At 71.9% G+C, this 17,358-nt stretch carries 16 protein-coding genes; 8 read left to right on the forward strand and 8 right to left on the reverse strand.

Annotated elements, in window-relative coordinates:
• Positions 1–91: 91 nt before the first annotated feature.
• Positions 92–529 carry an SRPBCC family protein gene (locus ACFV9W_RS37360; protein ID WP_385770237.1) on the reverse strand — a complete coding sequence of 146 codons (438 nt, stop codon included), beginning with the start codon at positions 527–529 and terminating at the stop codon, positions 92–94.
• Positions 530–621: 92 nt separating this feature from the next.
• Positions 622–1,383 (reverse strand): metallophosphoesterase, encoded by a 762-nt coding sequence (locus ACFV9W_RS37365; protein WP_385770239.1) that lies wholly within the window; start codon positions 1,381–1,383, stop codon positions 622–624.
• A 332-nt stretch (positions 1,384–1,715) separates the two neighbouring features.
• Here ACFV9W_RS37365 and ACFV9W_RS37370 point away from each other — a divergent pair, with 332 nt between their 5' ends.
• A complete protein-coding gene (locus ACFV9W_RS37370) occupies positions 1,716–3,512 on the forward strand; it encodes an AMP-dependent synthetase/ligase (protein ID WP_385770241.1) in 1,797 nt (598 codons plus the stop codon).
• Between the two features lie 741 nt (positions 3,513–4,253).
• On the opposite strand, the gene ACFV9W_RS37375 is transcribed toward ACFV9W_RS37370, so the two are convergent.
• Positions 4,254–5,405 (reverse strand): glycosyltransferase family 4 protein, encoded by a 1,152-nt coding sequence (locus tag ACFV9W_RS37375; RefSeq protein ID WP_385770243.1) that lies wholly within the window; start codon positions 5,403–5,405, stop codon positions 4,254–4,256.
• 92 nt (positions 5,406–5,497) lie between these two features.
• Here ACFV9W_RS37375 and ACFV9W_RS37380 point away from each other — a divergent pair, with 92 nt between their 5' ends.
• On the forward strand, positions 5,498–6,739 hold the full coding sequence (locus tag ACFV9W_RS37380; RefSeq protein WP_385770245.1) for a glycosyltransferase 87 family protein: 1,242 nt from the start codon (positions 5,498–5,500) through the stop codon (positions 6,737–6,739).
• Between the two features lie 10 nt (positions 6,740–6,749).
• On the opposite strand, the gene ACFV9W_RS37385 is transcribed toward ACFV9W_RS37380, so the two are convergent.
• From ACFV9W_RS37385 to ACFV9W_RS37405, 5 genes are all read right to left on the reverse strand, one after another.
• Positions 6,750–7,964 (reverse strand): hypothetical protein, encoded by a 1,215-nt coding sequence (locus tag ACFV9W_RS37385; protein ID WP_385770247.1) that lies wholly within the window; start codon positions 7,962–7,964, stop codon positions 6,750–6,752.
• Between the two features lie 35 nt (positions 7,965–7,999).
• A complete protein-coding gene (locus ACFV9W_RS37390; protein WP_385770249.1) occupies positions 8,000–9,034 on the reverse strand; it encodes an NlpC/P60 family protein in 1,035 nt (344 codons plus the stop codon).
• A gap of 236 nt (positions 9,035–9,270) precedes the next feature.
• Positions 9,271–10,296 (reverse strand): NlpC/P60 family protein, encoded by a 1,026-nt coding sequence (locus ACFV9W_RS37395; RefSeq protein WP_385770251.1) that lies wholly within the window; start codon positions 10,294–10,296, stop codon positions 9,271–9,273.
• Positions 10,297–10,611: 315 nt separating this feature from the next.
• Complete coding sequence (locus tag ACFV9W_RS37400; protein WP_385770253.1) at positions 10,612–11,964, reverse strand: NYN domain-containing protein; 1,353 nt, start codon at positions 11,962–11,964, stop codon at positions 10,612–10,614.
• Between the two features lie 32 nt (positions 11,965–11,996).
• Positions 11,997–12,236, reverse strand: coding sequence for a hypothetical protein (locus ACFV9W_RS37405; protein WP_356388719.1), 240 nt, complete (start codon positions 12,234–12,236; stop codon positions 11,997–11,999).
• A gap of 113 nt (positions 12,237–12,349) precedes the next feature.
• On the opposite strand from ACFV9W_RS37405, the gene ACFV9W_RS37410 reads away from it, so the two are divergent.
• The 6 genes from ACFV9W_RS37410 (at position 12,350) to ACFV9W_RS37435 (ending at position 17,344) form a co-directional block, all read left to right on the forward strand.
• Positions 12,350–13,093, forward strand: coding sequence for a rhomboid family intramembrane serine protease (locus tag ACFV9W_RS37410; RefSeq protein ID WP_385770256.1), 744 nt, complete (start codon positions 12,350–12,352; stop codon positions 13,091–13,093).
• Entirely contained in the window at positions 13,090–13,371 is a 282-nt protein-coding gene (locus ACFV9W_RS37415; protein ID WP_266720470.1) for an Lrp/AsnC family transcriptional regulator, read from the forward strand. Before ACFV9W_RS37410 ends, ACFV9W_RS37415 begins: the two co-directional genes overlap by 4 nt.
• Positions 13,372–13,455: 84 nt before the next feature.
• Complete coding sequence (locus ACFV9W_RS37420; RefSeq protein ID WP_385770258.1) at positions 13,456–13,749, forward strand: small secreted hydrophilic protein; 294 nt, start codon at positions 13,456–13,458, stop codon at positions 13,747–13,749.
• Positions 13,664–15,196 carry an ATP-binding protein gene (locus tag ACFV9W_RS37425; protein ID WP_385770260.1) on the forward strand — a complete coding sequence of 511 codons (1,533 nt, stop codon included), beginning with the start codon at positions 13,664–13,666 and terminating at the stop codon, positions 15,194–15,196. Before ACFV9W_RS37420 ends, ACFV9W_RS37425 begins: the two co-directional genes overlap by 86 nt.
• Positions 15,193–15,855: a response regulator transcription factor gene (locus tag ACFV9W_RS37430; protein WP_385770262.1), complete on the forward strand. Its 663-nt coding sequence runs from the start codon at positions 15,193–15,195 to the stop codon at positions 15,853–15,855. The genes ACFV9W_RS37425 and ACFV9W_RS37430 overlap by 4 nt, the downstream gene beginning before the upstream one ends.
• Before the next feature lie 76 nt (positions 15,856–15,931).
• Positions 15,932–17,344 carry an SLC13 family permease gene (locus tag ACFV9W_RS37435; RefSeq protein WP_385770264.1) on the forward strand — a complete coding sequence of 471 codons (1,413 nt, stop codon included), beginning with the start codon at positions 15,932–15,934 and terminating at the stop codon, positions 17,342–17,344.
• Positions 17,345–17,358: the final 14 nt, after the last annotated feature.

The following is a 17,358-nucleotide window of genomic DNA, read 5'->3' on the forward strand; positions in this document are numbered from 1 at the left end:
AGCGTCTTCCGCTCGTCCTCGGACAAAACGAGCGGGTCCAACCGCGGTCCAGGCACACCACCATCAGACCGCAGAACTCAAGACCAGGACACTAGCTGCCCGACTCCACCCGCTTCTTCAGGCCCGCGAGCGCGCGGTCGATGATGACCTTCTCGGCCTTGCGCTTGATCATGCCCAGCATGGGGATCTTCACGTCGACCGTGAGGGAGTACGTGACCTCGGTGCCCTTGCCCACGGGCTTCAGCACGTACGAGCCGTCGAGGGAGCGCAGCATCTGGGACTTCACGAGGGTCCAGGACACCTCGTTCTCACCGGCCCAGGTGTACTTGAGCGTCTGGTCGTCCTTGATCGCCCCGGCGTCCATGACGAGCCGGACCTGCTCGGCGCGGCCCGCGCCGTCCTCGGCGATGACCTCCGCCTCCTTCACCTCACCCGTCCAGTCGGGGTAGCGGGCGAAGTCGGCGATCACCCCCATGACATCGGCGGGTGCCGCCTCGATCGTGATGCTCGAGCTGGTGTGTTCCGCCATCGCCGTGGCTCCTCCGGATACCGGTCAGGGGTGCGCCGTACCTGCCTGCGTGTGTGTCCCGTGAAGGCTATCGCGCGCATCCGCTCCCGCTGTCACCACTCCAGCGCCCACGGCCTGCCCGACCCCGCGAAGTGGCCGACATTCACGCACTCCGTGGACCCGATCCGCATCCGCCGCGCGAGCGGCTGGTGGACGTGGCCGAAGAGCGAGTACCGGGGCCTGGTGCGCCGGATCGCCTCCAGGAGGGCGCGGCTGCCGCGCTCGAAGCGGCGCGCCACCGTGTCGTAGACGAGGTCGGGGACCTCCGGCGGGATGTGCGTGCACAGCACGTCGACCTCGCCCACGGCCTCGATCTTCGCCGCGTACTCCTCGTCGTCGATCTCGTACGGCGTGCGCATGGGCGTGCGGAGCCCGCCGCCGACGAAGCCGAAGACCCAGCCGCCGATCTCGACGCGCTCCCCGTCGAGCACGGTCGTGCCCGGGGCGGCGTACTCGCTCCAGAGTTTCGGCATATCGACATTGCCGTAGGTCGCATACGTCGGTGTGGGGAACGCCGCGAACATCTCCGCGTACTGCTTGCGCACCGCTTTTTCGATGGCCGGCACCCGGTCTATGCCCGCCCACAGCTGCGCCCCGAAGGCGCGCGCCTCCTCGAAGCGGCGGGCCGTGCGCAGTTCGACGATGCGGTCCGCGTTCTCGACTCCGAACAATTCGGGGAAAATGCCGCGCGCGTGATTTGCGTAATCAAGGAACAACACCAGGTCACCAAGGCAGACGACGGCATCGGCGCCGTCTCCGGCTCGTGCGAGGTCGGTGGAGTTTCCGTGCACATCGCTGACTACGTGTACGCGCATGGCGATCACCCTAGGACGATGGGTCGCAGAATGGGTAGAGGCCGTCGGACCTGCGGTTACTTCCGAGTCGGTCGACTCCTGGACTAGGGTGCGCGAAGAGTCGCGGCGACGTGTGACGCAGCGTACATCTGGTCCGACCCCCCTATCGAAGAAGCAGTACCGGTGGGTAACGTCCGGGCAGTCCAGTCGTGTTCAGTTCAAGCAATGAGTTCCGTCGAGTTCAGCCGAGTTCGGGCGGACAATTCATTGATGCACTGTGCACCTGCCCGATCTTGGACCGCACCGACGCATCACAGAAGAGTGGCGCCGGCGCCCTACGAGGAGCAGCAGTCTTGCGCGAGTTCAGCCTTCCCGCTTTGTACGAGGTCCCCGCGGACGGCAATCTGACCGACATCGTTCGCAGAAACGCCGCGCAGCACCCGGACGTCGCCGTGATCGGCCGAAAGATCGGCGGCACGTGGACCGACGTCACGTCCGTCGAGTTCCTCGCCGAGGTGCGCGCGGCCGCCAAGGGACTGATCGCGTCCGGCGTGCAGGCCGGCGACCGCATCGGGCTCATGTCGCGCACCCGCTACGAGTGGACGCTGCTCGACTTCGCGATCTGGAGCGCGGGCGCGATCACCGTGCCGGTCTACGAGACGAGCTCGCCCGAGCAGATCCAGTGGATCCTCGGCGACTCGGGCGCGGTCGGCATCCTCGTCGAGCTGGACGCGCACGCCGCGGCCGTCGAATCCGTGCGCCACGGGCTGCCGCAGCTGACGCACGTCTGGCAGATCGAGGGCGGCGGCCTCGACGAGCTGTGCCGCGCCGGTGCCGAGCTCTCCGACGGGATGGTCGACGACCGCAGCGCCATCGCGAAGGCCGACGACCCGGCGACCATCGTCTACACCTCGGGCACCACCGGCCGCCCCAAGGGCTGCGTCCTCACGCACCGCAGCTTCTTCGCCGAGTGCGGCAACATCGTGGCGCGCCTCGGCCCCCTCTTCCGTACGGGCGACTGCTCCGTGCTGCTCTTCCTCCCGGTGGCGCACGTCTTCGGCCGCCTCGTCGAGGTCGCCTCCCTGATGGCCCCGATCAAGCTGGGCCACGCCCCCGACATCAAGCAGCTCACCGATGAACTGGCCGCCTTCAGGCCTACGTTGATCCTGGGCGTGCCGCGCGTCTTCGAGAAGGTCTACAACTCGGCGCGAGCCAAGGCGCAGGCCGACGGCAAGGGCAAGATCTTCGACAAGGCCGCGGACACGGCCATCGAGTACAGCCGCGCGCTCGACACGCCGAACGGGCCTTCGCTGGCCCTGAAGCTCAAGTACAAGACGTTCGACAAGCTCGTCTACGGCAAGCTGCGCGCCGTACTCGGCGGGCGCGGCGAGTACGCGATCTCGGGCGGCGCGCCGCTCGGCGAGCGGCTCGGCCACTTCTTCCGCGGCATCGGCTTCACGGTCCTGGAGGGCTACGGCCTCACGGAGTCCTGCGCGGCCACCGCCTTCAACCCGTGGGACCGGCAGAAGATCGGCACGGTCGGTCAGCCGCTGCCGGGTTCCGTGGTCCGGATCGCCGACGACGGCGAAGTCCTGCTCCACGGCGAGCACCTCTTCACCGGCTACTGGAACAACCAGGGCGCGACCGAAGAGGCGCTGGCCGACGGCTGGTTCCACACCGGCGACATCGGCACGCTCGACGAGGACGGCTACCTCCGCATCACCGGCCGCAAGAAGGAGATCATCGTGACGGCGGGCGGCAAGAACGTCGCCCCGGCCGTCATCGAGGACCGGATCCGCGCGCACGCGCTGGTCGCGGAGTGCATGGTCGTCGGCGACGGCCGCCCCTTCGTGGGCGCGCTCATCACCATCGACGAGGAGTTCCTCGGCAAGTGGGCCGCGGACCACGACAAGCCCGCCGGGTCCACGGTGGCCTCCTTGCAGCACGACCCCGATCTGCTGGCCACGGTCCAGGCGGCCGTGGACGACGGCAACGCGGCGGTGTCCAAGGCGGAGTCGGTCCGCAAGTTCCGCATCCTCGGCGCCCAGTTCACGGAGGAGTCGGGCCACCTGACGCCTTCGCTGAAGCTGAAGCGGAACGTGGTGGCGAAGGACTACGCGGACGAGGTCGAGGCGATCTACCGCGGGTAGCGGTACCGGGTGACATCCGCCGCGGCGCGTTTCTGGTGCGCCGCGGCGGATTTCGCGTTGCGGCGATGGCCGGGGTCGCGGGCGGCGGGTTTGTGTTGCGGCGAGCGTCGCGCGGCGGCGGATGGTGCGTCGCGGTGGGGTTTGCGTTGCGGCGGATGGTGCGTCCGCGGCGGACGGCGGGGTTGGCCGGGGGCGCGGGGCGGCGGGTTTGTGTCGCGGCGGATGCTGCGTTTGCGGTGGGCGCCGCTTACGCCGCGGGGCTCCGCCCCGGACCCCGCTGCTCAATCGCCGCAGAGGCTTGAATTACCCGGCCTCCCGATCCGGCTCCGGGAGCGTTGTTCCGTCTCCCTCGCCCATCTCCCACCCGCCCGGGACGGGAGCCCCCGGAGGGGGCGGGAGGGTGGGAGATGGGCGAGGGCCCGTGCGGACGCTCACGGCGTAGCGCCACACCGTCCTCGCCACAGCGCCACGAGCAGCACCTCAGGCGCCCCTGACACCAGTCCCCCGGAACCCCCAAGCACCAGCCACCCGGGCCCCCAAGCACCAGCCACCCAGCACCCTCGGCACGCGGAACCCGACACCCGGCACCCGCCACCCAGCACCCGGCACGCCCGGCACCCCCGGCACGCGGAACCCGCCACCCGGCACGCCCGGCACGCGGAACCCGACACCCGGCACCCGGCACCCGGCACCCGCCACCCGGCACCCAGACCCCGGCCCCCGGCCCGGCCCCCGCACCCCCTACAACAACCCCCGCAACCTCTCCGCCAGCAAATCCCAGCGCCACTTCTCCTCGACCCATTCGCGGCCCCGCTCGCCCATGCGGCGGCGGAGTTCCGGGTCCTGGAGGAGCGTGATGATCCGGTCCGCGGACTCGGATTCGGAGCCGCCGCGGACGACCCAGCCCGTCTCACCGTCGAGCACCGCGTCGGGCGCGCCGCCGGAGTCGCCGGAGACGACCGGCAGTCCCGTCGCGGAGGCCTCCAGGTAGACGATGCCGAGGCCCTCGACGTCGAGCCCGCCCCGCCGCGTACGGCACGGCATCGCGAAGACGTCCCCCGCCCCGTAGTGCGCGGGCAGCTCCTCCCACGGCACCGATCCCGTGAAGCGCACCGAATCCGCCACTCCGGTCTCGGCGGCCAGCTTCCGCAGGTCCTTCTCGTACGGCCCGCCGCCCACGATCAGCAGCACCGCGTCCGGCACCGCCGCGAGGATCTTCGGCATGGCGAGGATCAGGGTGTCCTGCCCCTTGCGGGGAACCAGGCGGGAGACGCAGACGACCACGGGGCGGTCGGTCAGGCCGAGCCGGGCCCGGACCACGTCGCCGCCCGAGCCCGGGTGGAACGTCTTCTCGTCGACCCCCGGCGGGAGTTGCTCCATCCGCCCCGCCGCCGCGGGCGTGAGCGCCGACGCGATGCGCGAGCGCGTGTACTCACCGAGGTACGTGATCGTGTCCGTGCCCTCACCGATGCGGCGCAGCAGCTGGCGGGACGCCGGGAGTTGGGCCCAGCCCGCCTCGTGCCCGTGCGTCGTCGCGACGATGCGCGAGGCGCCGGCCCTGCGCAGCGCGGGCGCCATCAGGCCGAGCGGCGCCGCCGCCCCGAACCACACCGACGTACAGCCGTGCGCCCGCAGGAGCCCCGCCGCGCGCCGCGTCACGCGCGGGGTCGGCAGCAGCATCGTCGTGTTGTCGCGGACGACCGTGAACGGCTGCTCGGCGTCGAAGGCCGCCGTGGCCTCGACGCCCTCCCGGCTGCGCTTCCACGTCGAGGCGTAGACGACGAGCCGCTCCGGGTCCAGGCGCAGCGCCATGTTGTGCAGGAAGGCCTGGATCCCGCCGGGGCGCGGCGGGAAGTCATTGGTCACGAGCAGAGTCTTCGGTGTCTGGCGCATCACCGCCGACAGTACCGAACGCGCCCGGCGCCGGCCGCCGCGCCGCAGGGGTCCATGGCCAGGCCATGGGTCGGCCCGGCATCATGTTTCGAATGAAGACGCGAACGCCCGCCGGGCTCCTGGTCACCTGGGTACTGACCCGGGCGCTGCTCCTGCTGTGCGTCTTCAAGGTGATCGTGGTCCCGGGCCCGGACGTCACCAGCGACGTCCATGTCATCTACCAGGGCTGGTTCGACGTCCTGCGCACAGGAACGTTCCCGCTGGACGACGTGACGTGGCAGTACCCGCCGGCCGCCGCGATGGCGATCCTCTCCCCCGCGCTGCTGCCCTTCCTGTCGTACGCCTCCGCCTTCTTCCTGCTCGCGTTCCTGACGGACGCCGTCGTCCTGCTGACGCTGCTGCACGTCTCCGAGCGGCGGGGCGGGTCGCGGCGCGGCACCTGGGTATGGGTCATCGGGCTGCCGCTGCTCGGCCAGACCGTCTACGCGCGCTACGACGTGATGGTGACGGCCGTCGCGATCGCGGCGCTGCTCGCGGCGGCCCGGCACCCGCGGGCCGCGGGCGTCTTCGCGGCGGTCGGCGCGATGATCAAGGTGTGGCCCGCGCTGCTGCTGCTCGGTACGCGGCGCGGCCGGGCCACCCGGCAGACCTGGGGCACGGCGATCGTGACGGCGGCCGTGCTGCTGGTCACCTTCACCGTCGCGATGCCGGGCGCGCTCGGCTTCCTGACCTTCCAGAAGGACCGGGGCACGGAGGTCGAGTCCCTCGGCGCCCTCGTCTTCCACGTGGCACGCCAGTTCGGCTGGAACGGCACGGTGCAGCTGAACTACGGCTCGATGGAGTTCCTCGGCCCGCATGTGGACGTGGTGAGCACGCTGGCGCAGCTGCTCACTGCGCTCGCGTTCGGCTGGCTGGTGCTGTGGCGGTTCAAGGCGCGGGCCTGGCAGCCCGCGACGCTCGCCGACGCGGGCCTGACGGCGGTGCTGCTGTTCACGACGACGAGCCGGGTGATCAGCCCGCAGTACATGGTGTGGCTGGTGGGCGTGTCCGCCGTCTGCATGCTGTTCCGGGACAGCCGGATGACGCTGCCGGTGCGTCTTGTGCTCGCGGCGACGTTCGTGACGTTCCTGGAGTTCCCGCTCTACTTCGGGAACGTGGTCAGCAGCGACCCGCTCGGCGTCGCCCTCCTCCTCGTCCGCAACGGCCTGCTGGTGGCGGCCTCCCTCAGCGCCTGCCGCCGGCTGTGGCGCGCCACGGTGACCGAGCCCCGGCTGGCCGGGCAGTCCGCCGCTCCCGCCCCGCCCTCGCGCGACAGCGCGGTGCCGACGCCGTAGGCCCCTGGCCTCAGCCCAGCTCGGACCGTACGTACGCCCGCCACTGCGCCACGAACTCCTGCTCGTCGATGCCGAGGGCCTGCCGCAGCGCCCCGTCGACGGCCCCGGCGCGCTCCTTGTGGCCGCCGACCGCCGTGTAGAAGGCGTTGAGCTTCGCCTCGCCCCACCGGTCCGCGATCATCCGGCAGGCCAGCCAGCCGCTCTCGTACGCGCGGGCGAGCTTCGCGGAGTCGCCGGAGAAGCCGAAGTCCGCGTCGCCGGGCAGCCCGCCGGGCGCCACGCCCTGCTGGACGGCGCGGCGCAGTTCGGGCGCGGCCTGCCGCGGGGTGCGGTCGCTCTCGCGGTAGCCCGCCCAGTCCGCGTACCCCTCGGAGAGCCACAGCGGGGTCGCGGCGGACGTCGCGCGTCGGGTGGCGACGTGGGCCGTCTCATGGGTGAGGACGACCTGCTTGCCGACCTCGCCGAGCAGCCCGTACGCCTCGGGGTTGAGGATCACCCGGTCCGCGGGCGCGGTCCTCGGGCCGCCCGCCTCGCCCGTGGTGACGGCCGCGATCCCCTGGTAGCCGGCGGCGGGCGCGCCGAGCAGCTCGCCCATCTCGTTGAGGGACTCGGGCACCAGGACGACGATCCGGCGCGCCCAGTCGCCGCCCCAGGCGCGCTGCACCGAGGGCACCGCCTCGTCGGCCAGCCTCGCGTACGAGCGCAGTTCGGAGCGCGGTGTGCCGACCCCGAGCACCAGGCTGCGCTCGCCCCGCACCGCGGTCACCGGGCCCTGCTCCCACAGCTGCTCGCCCGCCTTCTTCGCGGGCCGGTCCCCGGTGACGTACCAGCCGTCCTCGCCGTGGCCCAGGGTCAGCCGGCGCTCGGCGACCACGGGCGCCCTGTCGTAGCCGTCGATGCGGTAGCGCAGTTCGGCGGTGGCGGTGGCGCGGGATCCGGAGCGCTTCAGGTGGGTGAGCCGGTACTGCCAGGAGTCGAGCGGGACCTCGGACAGGTCGTCGAGCAGGCCCGGTTCCGCGCTGCCCGTCGACCGGTAGACGGGCAGGTCCCCGGCGACGACGGCGTGCGCCCGCTGGTCCAGGAGCCGCTGCACGGCGGACGCGTCCGCGCCCTTCGGCCCGTCGCCGTCACCGGCGCACCCGGAGAGGGCGCACACCCCGACGAGCAGGGCGCCCAGTGCCATCGCACTCCCCGCCCTGCCCACCGCACCCCGTCGACCAGCCATCCTTTCGATCGTACGGCGAAGTCGGGCGAGGAGCCTCAGACCCGGGTCACGGAAGAGACGGGCATCATGCCCACGGGGTCGTAGCGCACGGGGGCGCCCGGGTGCGGCGCGTGGATCACCTGGCCGTTGCCCGCGTAGATGCCGATGTGGTGGGCGTCGGAGCCGTAGGCCACGAGGTCGCCGGGCTGTGCCTGGGACACCGGTACCTGACGGCCCGCGACGGCCTGCGCCTGCGAGGTGCGCGGCAGGCCGACGCCCGCCTGCCCGTACGACCACTGCATGAGGCCCGAGCAGTCGAACCCGGAGGGCCCCGTCGCACCCCAGACGTACGGCTTGCCGAGCGCCGACCTGGCGGCGGCGAGCGCGGCGGCCGCGCGGGCGGAGGAGGCGGGGCCCGCGCCGGACAGGTCGGGGCGCGACTCGGAGCGCGAGGCCCGGTCGTACGCGGCCCGCTCCCCGCTCGGCATCGCGTTGAGCAGCTGCCTTGCCTTGGCCAGCTTCTTCTCGACGCTGCGCTTGTGCTGGCGGACCTCCTTGCGGCCGGCCTCCAGCTCGACGAGTTCGGCGCGCGCCTCGGCCCTGCGCTGGTCCAGATCGCGCTGGGCGGCCCGCAGTTCGGTCAGCGCGCCCGCGTTCCGCTCGCCGATCCGGTCGAGGGTGCCGGCCTTGTCGAGGTAGCCGTCGGGGTCGGAGGAGAGCATCAGGGCGAGCGCGGGGTCCATGCCGCCGGACCGGTACTGGGCGCCGGCCACCACGCCGAGCGCGCGCCGCATCGCGTTGATCCGCTCCTGTCCGCGGGCCACCTGGTCCTGGGTGTCGGCGAGTTCCTCGCGGAGCCTGTCCGTGCGCTCGTCGGCCCGGTTGTACGCCTCGGTGGCCTTCTCGGCCTGCTCGTACAGGCGGTCCACGGCGGCCTTGCCGGAGCCCGGCCTGTCCTGCGGCGCGGCGCCCGCCGGGGCGGCGCCGAGGGCCGCCGCCGCGGAGGCCGCGGCCACGCCGAGAACGGTCGCGCGGGTACTCCGGTCGAGGCCCGAGTGCCGAGCATGCGAGATACGGCGATGAGAACCCACGGGTTGCCGCTCCCCCTTCCGCTGACGGACCCCCGTGATCGGGGGAATGCGCGCCGACAGTAGTCGGGCGACTACCCCCTGGCCAAAGACCGTTCAGGGGACACACAGCGCGGCGCCCCGCCTATGACGCAGGTCATGGGCGGGGCGCGGGGGTCAGCGCGGGGTCGTGGAATTCGCCCGAACGGGCGCGTTTCCAGGGCGCGTTGAGAGACGGAAAGCCGGGGCCTTCCGGTGGGTCAGATGCGGCGGGCGGTCTGGTACGGGCCGACCGTGTCCATCGACTCGTAGCGCACATTGGCGCCCGGCTTCGGGGCGTGCAGCACCTGGTTGTTGCCCGCGTAGAGGCCCACGTGCGCGGTGTTGTTGAAGAAGACCAGGTCACCGGGCTTGAGCTGGCTCCTGGGCACCTCGGTCCCCTCGCCGATCTGGGTGTACGTGGTCCGGGTTATGGAGACGCCGGCCTGGTTGTACGCCCACTGGGTCAGACCCGAGCAGTCGTAGGAGTTGGGGCCCGAGCCGCCGGAGACGTACGGCTTGCCGATCTGGGTGGCGGCCGCGGACAGGGCGGCGGAGGCGCGGCCCGATGCGGGCGCCGCGTCACCGAGGTCGACGCGGCTGGCGGCGTCGCGGCTGGCGCGCTGCTCCTCGGCGGCCATCTTGGCGCGCTGCTCGGCGGTCAGCGTGTTGAGCAGCTTGCGGGCCTTGCCGAGCTTCTCCTGGACCTCGTCCTTCTTCTTGCCGAGCTCGGTGCGCGTCTCGGCGAGGTCCTTGAGCTTCTGGGAGGCCTCGGCGCGCTCCTGGGCGAGCGTGCGCTGCTTCTCCTGGACCTTCTTGAGCGACTCCAGCTGCTGGGCGCTGAGCGAGTCGAGCGTGGAGGCCTTGTCGAGGTAGCTGTCCGGGTCGGACGAGAGGAAGAGCTGGACCGAGGGGTCGATGCCACCGGAGCGGTACTGCTGGCCGGCGAGCGAACCGAGGCCGGAGCGCAGGTCGTTGAGCTCCTCCTGGCCGCGGGCGACCTTGTCCTGGAGGTCGCCGATCTCCGTCTCGAGCTTCTTCTGCTTCTCCTTGGCCCCGTTGTAGTGGTCGGTCGCCACACCGGCCTCTTCGTAGAGCGCGTCGACCTTGGCCTTGACTTCGCTCTTGCTGGGCTTGGGTGCGGCGTTGGCGGCCTGAGAGGTGAGGGCCACGGCAGCGGCGGCGGTCGCGGTGAGCACGGTCACGCGGGTGCGGCTCGGCTGCTTGGGTCGACGGTGGGACGCCACGAAGGCGAGCTCCTTCTTCCTCCAGCCGCCTGCCGATCGCGCCGGCGGGCGGTGCCCCTCCGCCGTCACCCCTTATAGGTGATCACCCGAGCGGAGGTTCGAGCCAGACCCTAGTGACCTCTTCGTGATCAGTTCAAATCCCTCAGAGAAAAAACTCCGTCACTCGCTGCATTCTTTGCACTCAACTCACATGCAGTGATGTCCGCTTGACGCTACGTTGCGTGAAGGTTTCGCCAATTCGGGCATACGACACGGATGTTGCGGGTGTGACATAGGTAACTCGGCGCCCCTTTTGCGGGGAACCGCCCCCGTCGCTCAGCTGTGCGAGAGCCGCTTGAGGAGCACGACGGAGGCGACGGGCCGCGCGCCCGCCTTCGCGACGCCGTCCGCGACCTCCCGGTCGGTCGACACGACGATGACGGGGCGCCCCGACGGCTCGGCGCGCACGAGCTGACGGATCAGCTCGTCCGCCGTGACCCCCGGCTTGGAGAACAGCACCCGCACCCCGCGCGGCGGCGCGAGCAGTACGGGCGCCGCCAGTTCGGCCCCGTCGAAGACGCACGTCACCTCGGCCCCGGTCTGCGCCGCGAGCTGCGAGAGCGAGCCGAGCAGGCGCAGCCGCTGCTTCTCCAGCGGCATCGTCGGATACCCGGTCTTCGTGACGTTGTACCCGTCGACCACGAGGTGCGCCTGCGGCAGCGCCAGCAACTGGTCGAGGATCGCCGGGTCGTGCTCGTGCAGGGCGCGCGCAGCGATGTCCTTCGGCGTCATCCGGCCCGGCTCCACCGCGTCCACGGAGTCGGCGGGCCGCGCGGACACCGGCGGCAGCGCGAGCTCCCTGCGCAGCCCCTGGGCCGCGTCCAGGACCGTGTCGAGCAGCAGCCGGACCCGCATGTCCTCGATGCTGCGGCCCTCGCGGGCCGCCCGGCGGGAGGACTCCAGGGCCGACTCCGCCTCGCCGAGCCGCGACTTGAGCCGCCGCGTCTCGCTCTCCGCGGCGGACACCTGGGCCTGCCCCTCGGCGCGCACCGCGTCGGTCTCGGCCCTCGCCTTGCGCGCGGCGGCCTCGCCGCGCTTCACATCGCTGAGCGCGGCCCGCAGCTTGCGCTCCGCGGCGGCGACCTCGCGCCTGGCGGCGTCGAGCTCGGCGCGCAGCCGCTCGGTCTCGGTCCTGGTCTGGGTCCGGGCCTCGGCCAGTTCGGCGCGCAGCCGCTCCAGTTCGGCGCGGGTCTCGTCGTCCGCCCGCTCGGCGTCGGCCCGCTCGGCGTCCTCGCCCGCGGCGGCGACGAGCTTCACCCAGCCGACGGGCCGCAGCACATAGGCGGCCGCCGCCACGTCGAGCGGATCGGCCGCGGGCGGCGGGGATCCCGCCTCCAGGGCGGCCGCGAGCTCGGGCTGCGCGTCCCGCAGGCGCTCCCCGATCCGCTGCCGGAACAGCGGTTCGCTCTCCAGGGCCGCGGCCATGGCGTTGCCGGCGAACTTCATCCGCCGGGTCGGGGTGAAGCGGGCATACTGCCGCAACTGCGGCGGAAGTTCACCGACCGTCAGACCGCCGAAGCCGTCCGACGCGATCTGCACGACGCGCCGCCGCACCCCTTCGGGCAGCGGACGGTCGAGCACCTCGGCGGCGCCGCCCTCCCCGGCCTCCCCGCCTGTGCTCTCCACCATCCGTCACCCCAATGTCGCTGTGGAGCCGCTCCTCAGGAGTCGGCGCCCGGCCTGTCCACCAGTTCCACCTGATCCACCGCGTTGCACCAGCGGCAGCGCACCGACTCGATGGTCTCACTGACCACGTCGCGCTCCTCCACCTTCGGCTCACCGGCCAGGTCCAGGTGGACGTATTCGACGACCTTCGAGGACCGCGTGACGTCGAACCGCGTCAGATTGCCGCACAGGGTGCAGCGCCAGCGGGTGGTGGCGGTCGGCAGGGGAACCGTCATCGGGTGGTGCCTTCTTCCGGGTGCATGCGGGTTGCGTGGTGCTTGCTTTATTGCCCGTAACCCTACGGCCTGCCGTACGCCGCCCGCTCCCCGCCTTGCGTCATGCTCTGTCCATGATCGGCAATGGGCGCTCCGCGATCGACAGGCTGACCGCATTCCTCAGAGGTCACCCGGCTCCGGTCACGTACGGCATCATCACGGTCTGCTGTGTGGTCTTCGTGCTCTCCCCCGCCTCGGGCCTGAACCCCGGCTACGGCACCGGGGACCGGCTGCTCGCCGCGCAGAGCGCCTACTTCGAGCGCTGGGGCGTGGTCCCCGAGGAGCTGTTCGGCGGTTCGGCGCGGGCGCTGCTCACCCCGCTCACGGCCTTGTTCGTGCACGGCAGCTGGCTGCATCTGCTGGGCAACATGCTCTTCCTCTATGTGTTCGGTGCCATGGTCGAGGAACACATGGGCCGCCTCTCGTACGCCTTGTTCTATGGGGTCAGCGGCTATGTGGCGCTGCTCGGGTACGCGCTCGCGCACACCGATTCCGACCAGAGCCTGGTCGGCGCGTCGGGCGCGATCTCCGCGGTCCTCGGCGCCTTCCTCTTCCTGTTCCCCGAAGCGCGCGTGACGAGCCTGTTCCCCTTTCTCCTTTTCCTGCCGCTGCGCTTCCCCGCCTGGGTGGTGCTGCCGTTCTGGGTGGCGCTGCAGTGGGTGGCCGCGGGGCAGGAGAGCCAGGGGCCGGGGGTGGCCTATCTGGCGCACCTCGTCGGGTTCTCGGCCGGGTTCCTGTGGGCGTGGGTCCGCTATCGGGACCGGGCTAGAGTTGAGGCGAAACCAGCCACGGCCACCGAGGGAGACAGCCAGCCGTGATCACCGCGATCGTGCTCATCAAGACCAGCGTGGACCGGATCCCCGAGATCGCCGAGTCGATCGCGGCCCTGGACAACGTGAGCGAGGTCTTCTCCGTCACCGGTACCTACGACCTGATCGCCATGGTCCGGGTCGCCCGCCACGACGACCTGGCGGACGTCATCCCCGGGAAGATCAGCAAGATCCAGGGCGTCGAGGGCACGGACACGCACGTCGCGTTCCGTACGTACTCGCAGCACGACCTGGAGGCGGCGTTCGCGATCGGTCTGGACGCCTGAGGACCTGTTGTGCGGCCCGTGTATGAAGGTTTCTTCATCCGCGGCTCATGATGACGACCGGGTACGCCGCCGAGCGTGGCTGCCATGGCCTTCTCCCACCGCATGGCGGCCCTCGCCGCGGTCGTCGCGATCCCGCTCGGCATCGCGGCGACCAGCTACGCCCTGACCGACAGCCCGGACCCCCCGAAGTCGCCGCCGAAGGTGGAGCTGGAGAGCGGCTCCCCGTCGCCGCGCCCGACGCCCAGTGACGAGACGGTGTCCCCGCCACCGGTGAGCGAGAAGCCCTCAGCCGATGACAGCTCAGACGACTCGGACGACGACGGAAACGACGACCGCGGCGGCGCGTCCGACGACGACGGACCCGGCGACGACGGCTGAGCCCGCGCACCGCTGGATCTCCGCCCGCGTCCGCATCCTGCTGTGGCTGCTCGTCGTGATGACGGTGGCGCTGACCGCGGTCGCCACCACCACCCGCTCGGTCCTCCTGCGCGATGTGGACCACCGCGTCGACCGGCTGCTCGCGCAGGAGACCGGCGAGTTCGCCAACTTCGTGCGCAAGGGCGTCGACCCGCGCAGCGGCAAGCGGTTCACCGACCCGGACCCGCTGCTCAAGCTGCACCTGGAGCGGCAGTACGCCGACCCGGACGAGGAACTCCTCGGCCTCATCGACCGCGGCGCGGGCCGCACGCCCGCCAAGAAGGAGCAGTCCCGGGCCCCCGACGTGGACCACGCCCTCGCCCAGGACCCGGGCGGCCTGCGCGCCGTCTTCGGCTCCCCCGACGCCAGCGGCACCCTGCACCGCGCCGACGGCGTCGTCCGCTGGTCGAAGGTGGAGATCGGGGCGGACGCGGGGCGGCCCGCGGCGGCCTTCGTCGTGGCGTTCCATCCGCAGCGCGAGCAGGACAAGGCGGAGGGCGTCTTCCACATGCTGCTCGCGATCTCCGGGGTCGCGCTCCTGATGACCACGGGCATCGGCTGGGCGGTCGCGGGCCGCATCCTGCGTCCCGTACGCCTCGTGCGCACCACCGCCGCGCAGCTCACCGAGCAGGACCTCACCCGGCGCATCCCGGTGCAGGGCCGCGACGACATCGCGGCGCTCGCCGAGACGTTCAACGGGATGCTCGACCGCCTGGAGCGGGCGTTCGCCGCGCAGCGCGAGTTCGTCGACGACGCCGGGCACGAGCTGCGTACGCCCATCACCATCGTCCGCGGCCATCTGGAGCTGATGGGCGACGATCCGCGCGAGCGCGAGGAGACGGTGCGGATCGTGATGGAGGAGCTGGACCGGATGAGCCGCATCGTCGAGGACCTGCTGCTCCTCGCGAAGGCGGAGCGCCCGGACTTCGTGACACCGGAGCCGGTGCAGCTCGCCGAGCTGACCGCCGACGTCTTCGTCAAGGCGCGGGCGCTCGGCGAGCGGGACTGGCGGCTCGCCGAGGTCGCCGACACCGAGGCCGAGCTCGACCCGCAGCGGATCACGCAGGCGATGGTCCAGCTCGCGCAGAACGCGGTGCAGCACACCGTGCCCGGTCAGCGGATAGGAATCGGCTCGCGGGTGGTGCGCGACCGGGCCGAGCGCGAGCGCGTCGAGCTGTACGTCGCCGACACCGGGCCCGGCGTCACCGAGCAGGACGCCGCGGTGATCTTCGAGCGGTTCCGGCGGGGCACCGCGCGGCGCGGCTCGCGCGGCACGGGCGCCGGGCTCGGCCTCGCGATCGTCCAGGCCATCGCCGAAGGACACGGCGGCCGCGCCGAGCTGGGCCGCACCGACGAGGGCGGAGCCACCTTCACCCTCGTACTCAACCGGAGGACGGAACCCCGATGAACCGCATCCTGATCGTGGAGGACGAGGAGCGCATCGCCTCCTTCGTGGAGAAGGGGCTGCGCGCCGGCGGCTTCACGACGACGGTCGTCGGGGACGGCGACTCCGCCCACGACTACGCCCTGACCGGCGGCTTCGACCTCATCGTCCTGGACATCGGGCTGCCCGGCAGGGACGGCTTCACGGTCCTGCGGCAGCTGCGCGAGGCCCGCGTGACGACCCCGGTCATCGTGCTGACCGCCCGCGACTCGGTGCGGGACACGGTGGCGGGCCTGGAGGGCGGCGCCGACGACTGGATGACCAAGCCGTTCCGCTTCGAGGAGCTCCTCGCGCGGGTCCGGCTGCGGCTGCGGACCGCCTCCGGCACGCCCGAGGTGACGATGCTGGGCAGCGGGGACCTCACGCTCGACCTGCGGACGCGGCGGGCCAGAGCGGAGGGGCAGACCGTGGACCTGACGGCGCGTGAGTTCGTCCTGCTCGAGCTGTTCCTGCGCCATCCCGGCCAGGTCCTCTCGCGCGAGCAGATCCTGTCCCACGTGTGGGGATACGACTTCGATCCCGGGTCGAACATCGTGGACGTGTACGTGCGGGCGCTGCGCAAGAAACTCGGCGCCCGGCATGTGGAGACGGTGCGCGGGATGGGGTACCGGCTGCCGGGCTGACGACCCGCCAAGTCCGTGAATTTCCTTTCATTTACGGCTCATTGAGGGCTCACCGCCCCGCACCACGCTGTTCAGCGTGACCCTGAACCTCCGCAACGCCGCGACCCTGTGCATCGCCCTCAGCATCTGCGCGCTGCTCGTGGTCCCCGGCAACTTCCCCGGCCTGACCGGCGACGCCCGGCTCACGCTCGCCGTGTTCGCCCTCGCGACCTGCGCGTGGATCGGCACGTCGATCGACGACACGTACATCGCGCTCGGCGCGGGCCTCGCGCTCACCGCGACGGGCGTGATCAGCAGCGAGACCCTCTTCGGCACCCTCGGCGACGAGACGGTGTGGCTGCTGATCTGCGCGTTCGTGCTCGCCGCCGCCGTGGCCCGCACCGGCCTCGCGGGACGGGCGGCGGCGTTCCTGGTCAGCGGGGCCCGCAGCGTACGGCAGCTGACGCATCTGACGACCGCCGCCCTGGTGGTCACGGCCTTCGCGGTGCCCGCCACGTCGGGGCGCGCCGCGCTCGCGCTGCCCGTCTTCCTGGCCCTCGCGAAGGTGCTCGCCGACCGGCGGCGGCTCGTCGTGATGCTGGCCCTGCTCTTCCCCACGGTCATCCTGCTCTCCGCCGTGGCCACACTGATCGGCGCCGGCGCGCACCTCATCACGGTGTCCGTGCTGTGGGAGGCGACGGGCGACCGGATCGGCTTCACCCAGTGGCTGCTGCTCGGCCTGCCACTCGCCATCGCCTCGTCCCATCTGGCGGCGGAGGCCGTGCTCCTGACGACGACGCGGCGCGCGGACCGCAAGGGTCCGGTGCGGATCACCATGGACGACCTCCAGGAGCACAGCGAGAAGCCGGTGACCGGGGCGTGGGAGCCGGCCGAGACGCGCTGCGCCCTGCTGCTCGCCACGGTGGTCGCCCTGTGGTGCAGCGAACCGCTGCACCAGGTGCCGCCCGCCGTCGTCGCGCTGATCGGCGCGGTCGTCGCGGCCTCCCCCGCGCTCGGCACCGTCCACCTCAAGGACGCGCTCAAGACCGTGCCCTGGTCACTGCTGCTCTTCATGGCGGCCACGATGGCGATGGGCGTCGCGCTCGCCGAGTCGGGCGCCGCGAAGTGGCTGGTCGGCGGGGTCCCGCTGGATCTGCCGCCGTGGTTGTTCCTCGCCGTGGTGATCGCGGTGAGCACCGCCGCGCACCTGGTCCTGCAGTCCCGCTCGGCCCGCTCCTCCGTACTCGTCCCGCTCGTCGTGGCGGCGGCGATCGGCGCGGGCGTCAACCCGGTCGCCGCAGCCCTCGCGTCCACCGCCGCCGCGGGCTTCTGCCACACGCTGCCCGCGTCCGCGAAGCCGGTGACGCTCTTCGCCGACATACCCGGCACCCCTACCTACACCCCGCGCGACCTGCTGCGCCTGTCCGCGGTCCTGGCCCCGCTGACGGCCGCCGCCGTACTGCTCTGCGCGCTCACCCTGTGGCCGCTGCTCGGCGTGCCCGTCCGCTGAATCCACCTTGGAGA

This window comes from Streptomyces sp. NPDC059897, assembly GCF_042730865.1.
Taxonomy (GTDB): Bacteria; Actinomycetota; Actinomycetes; order Streptomycetales; family Streptomycetaceae; genus Streptomyces.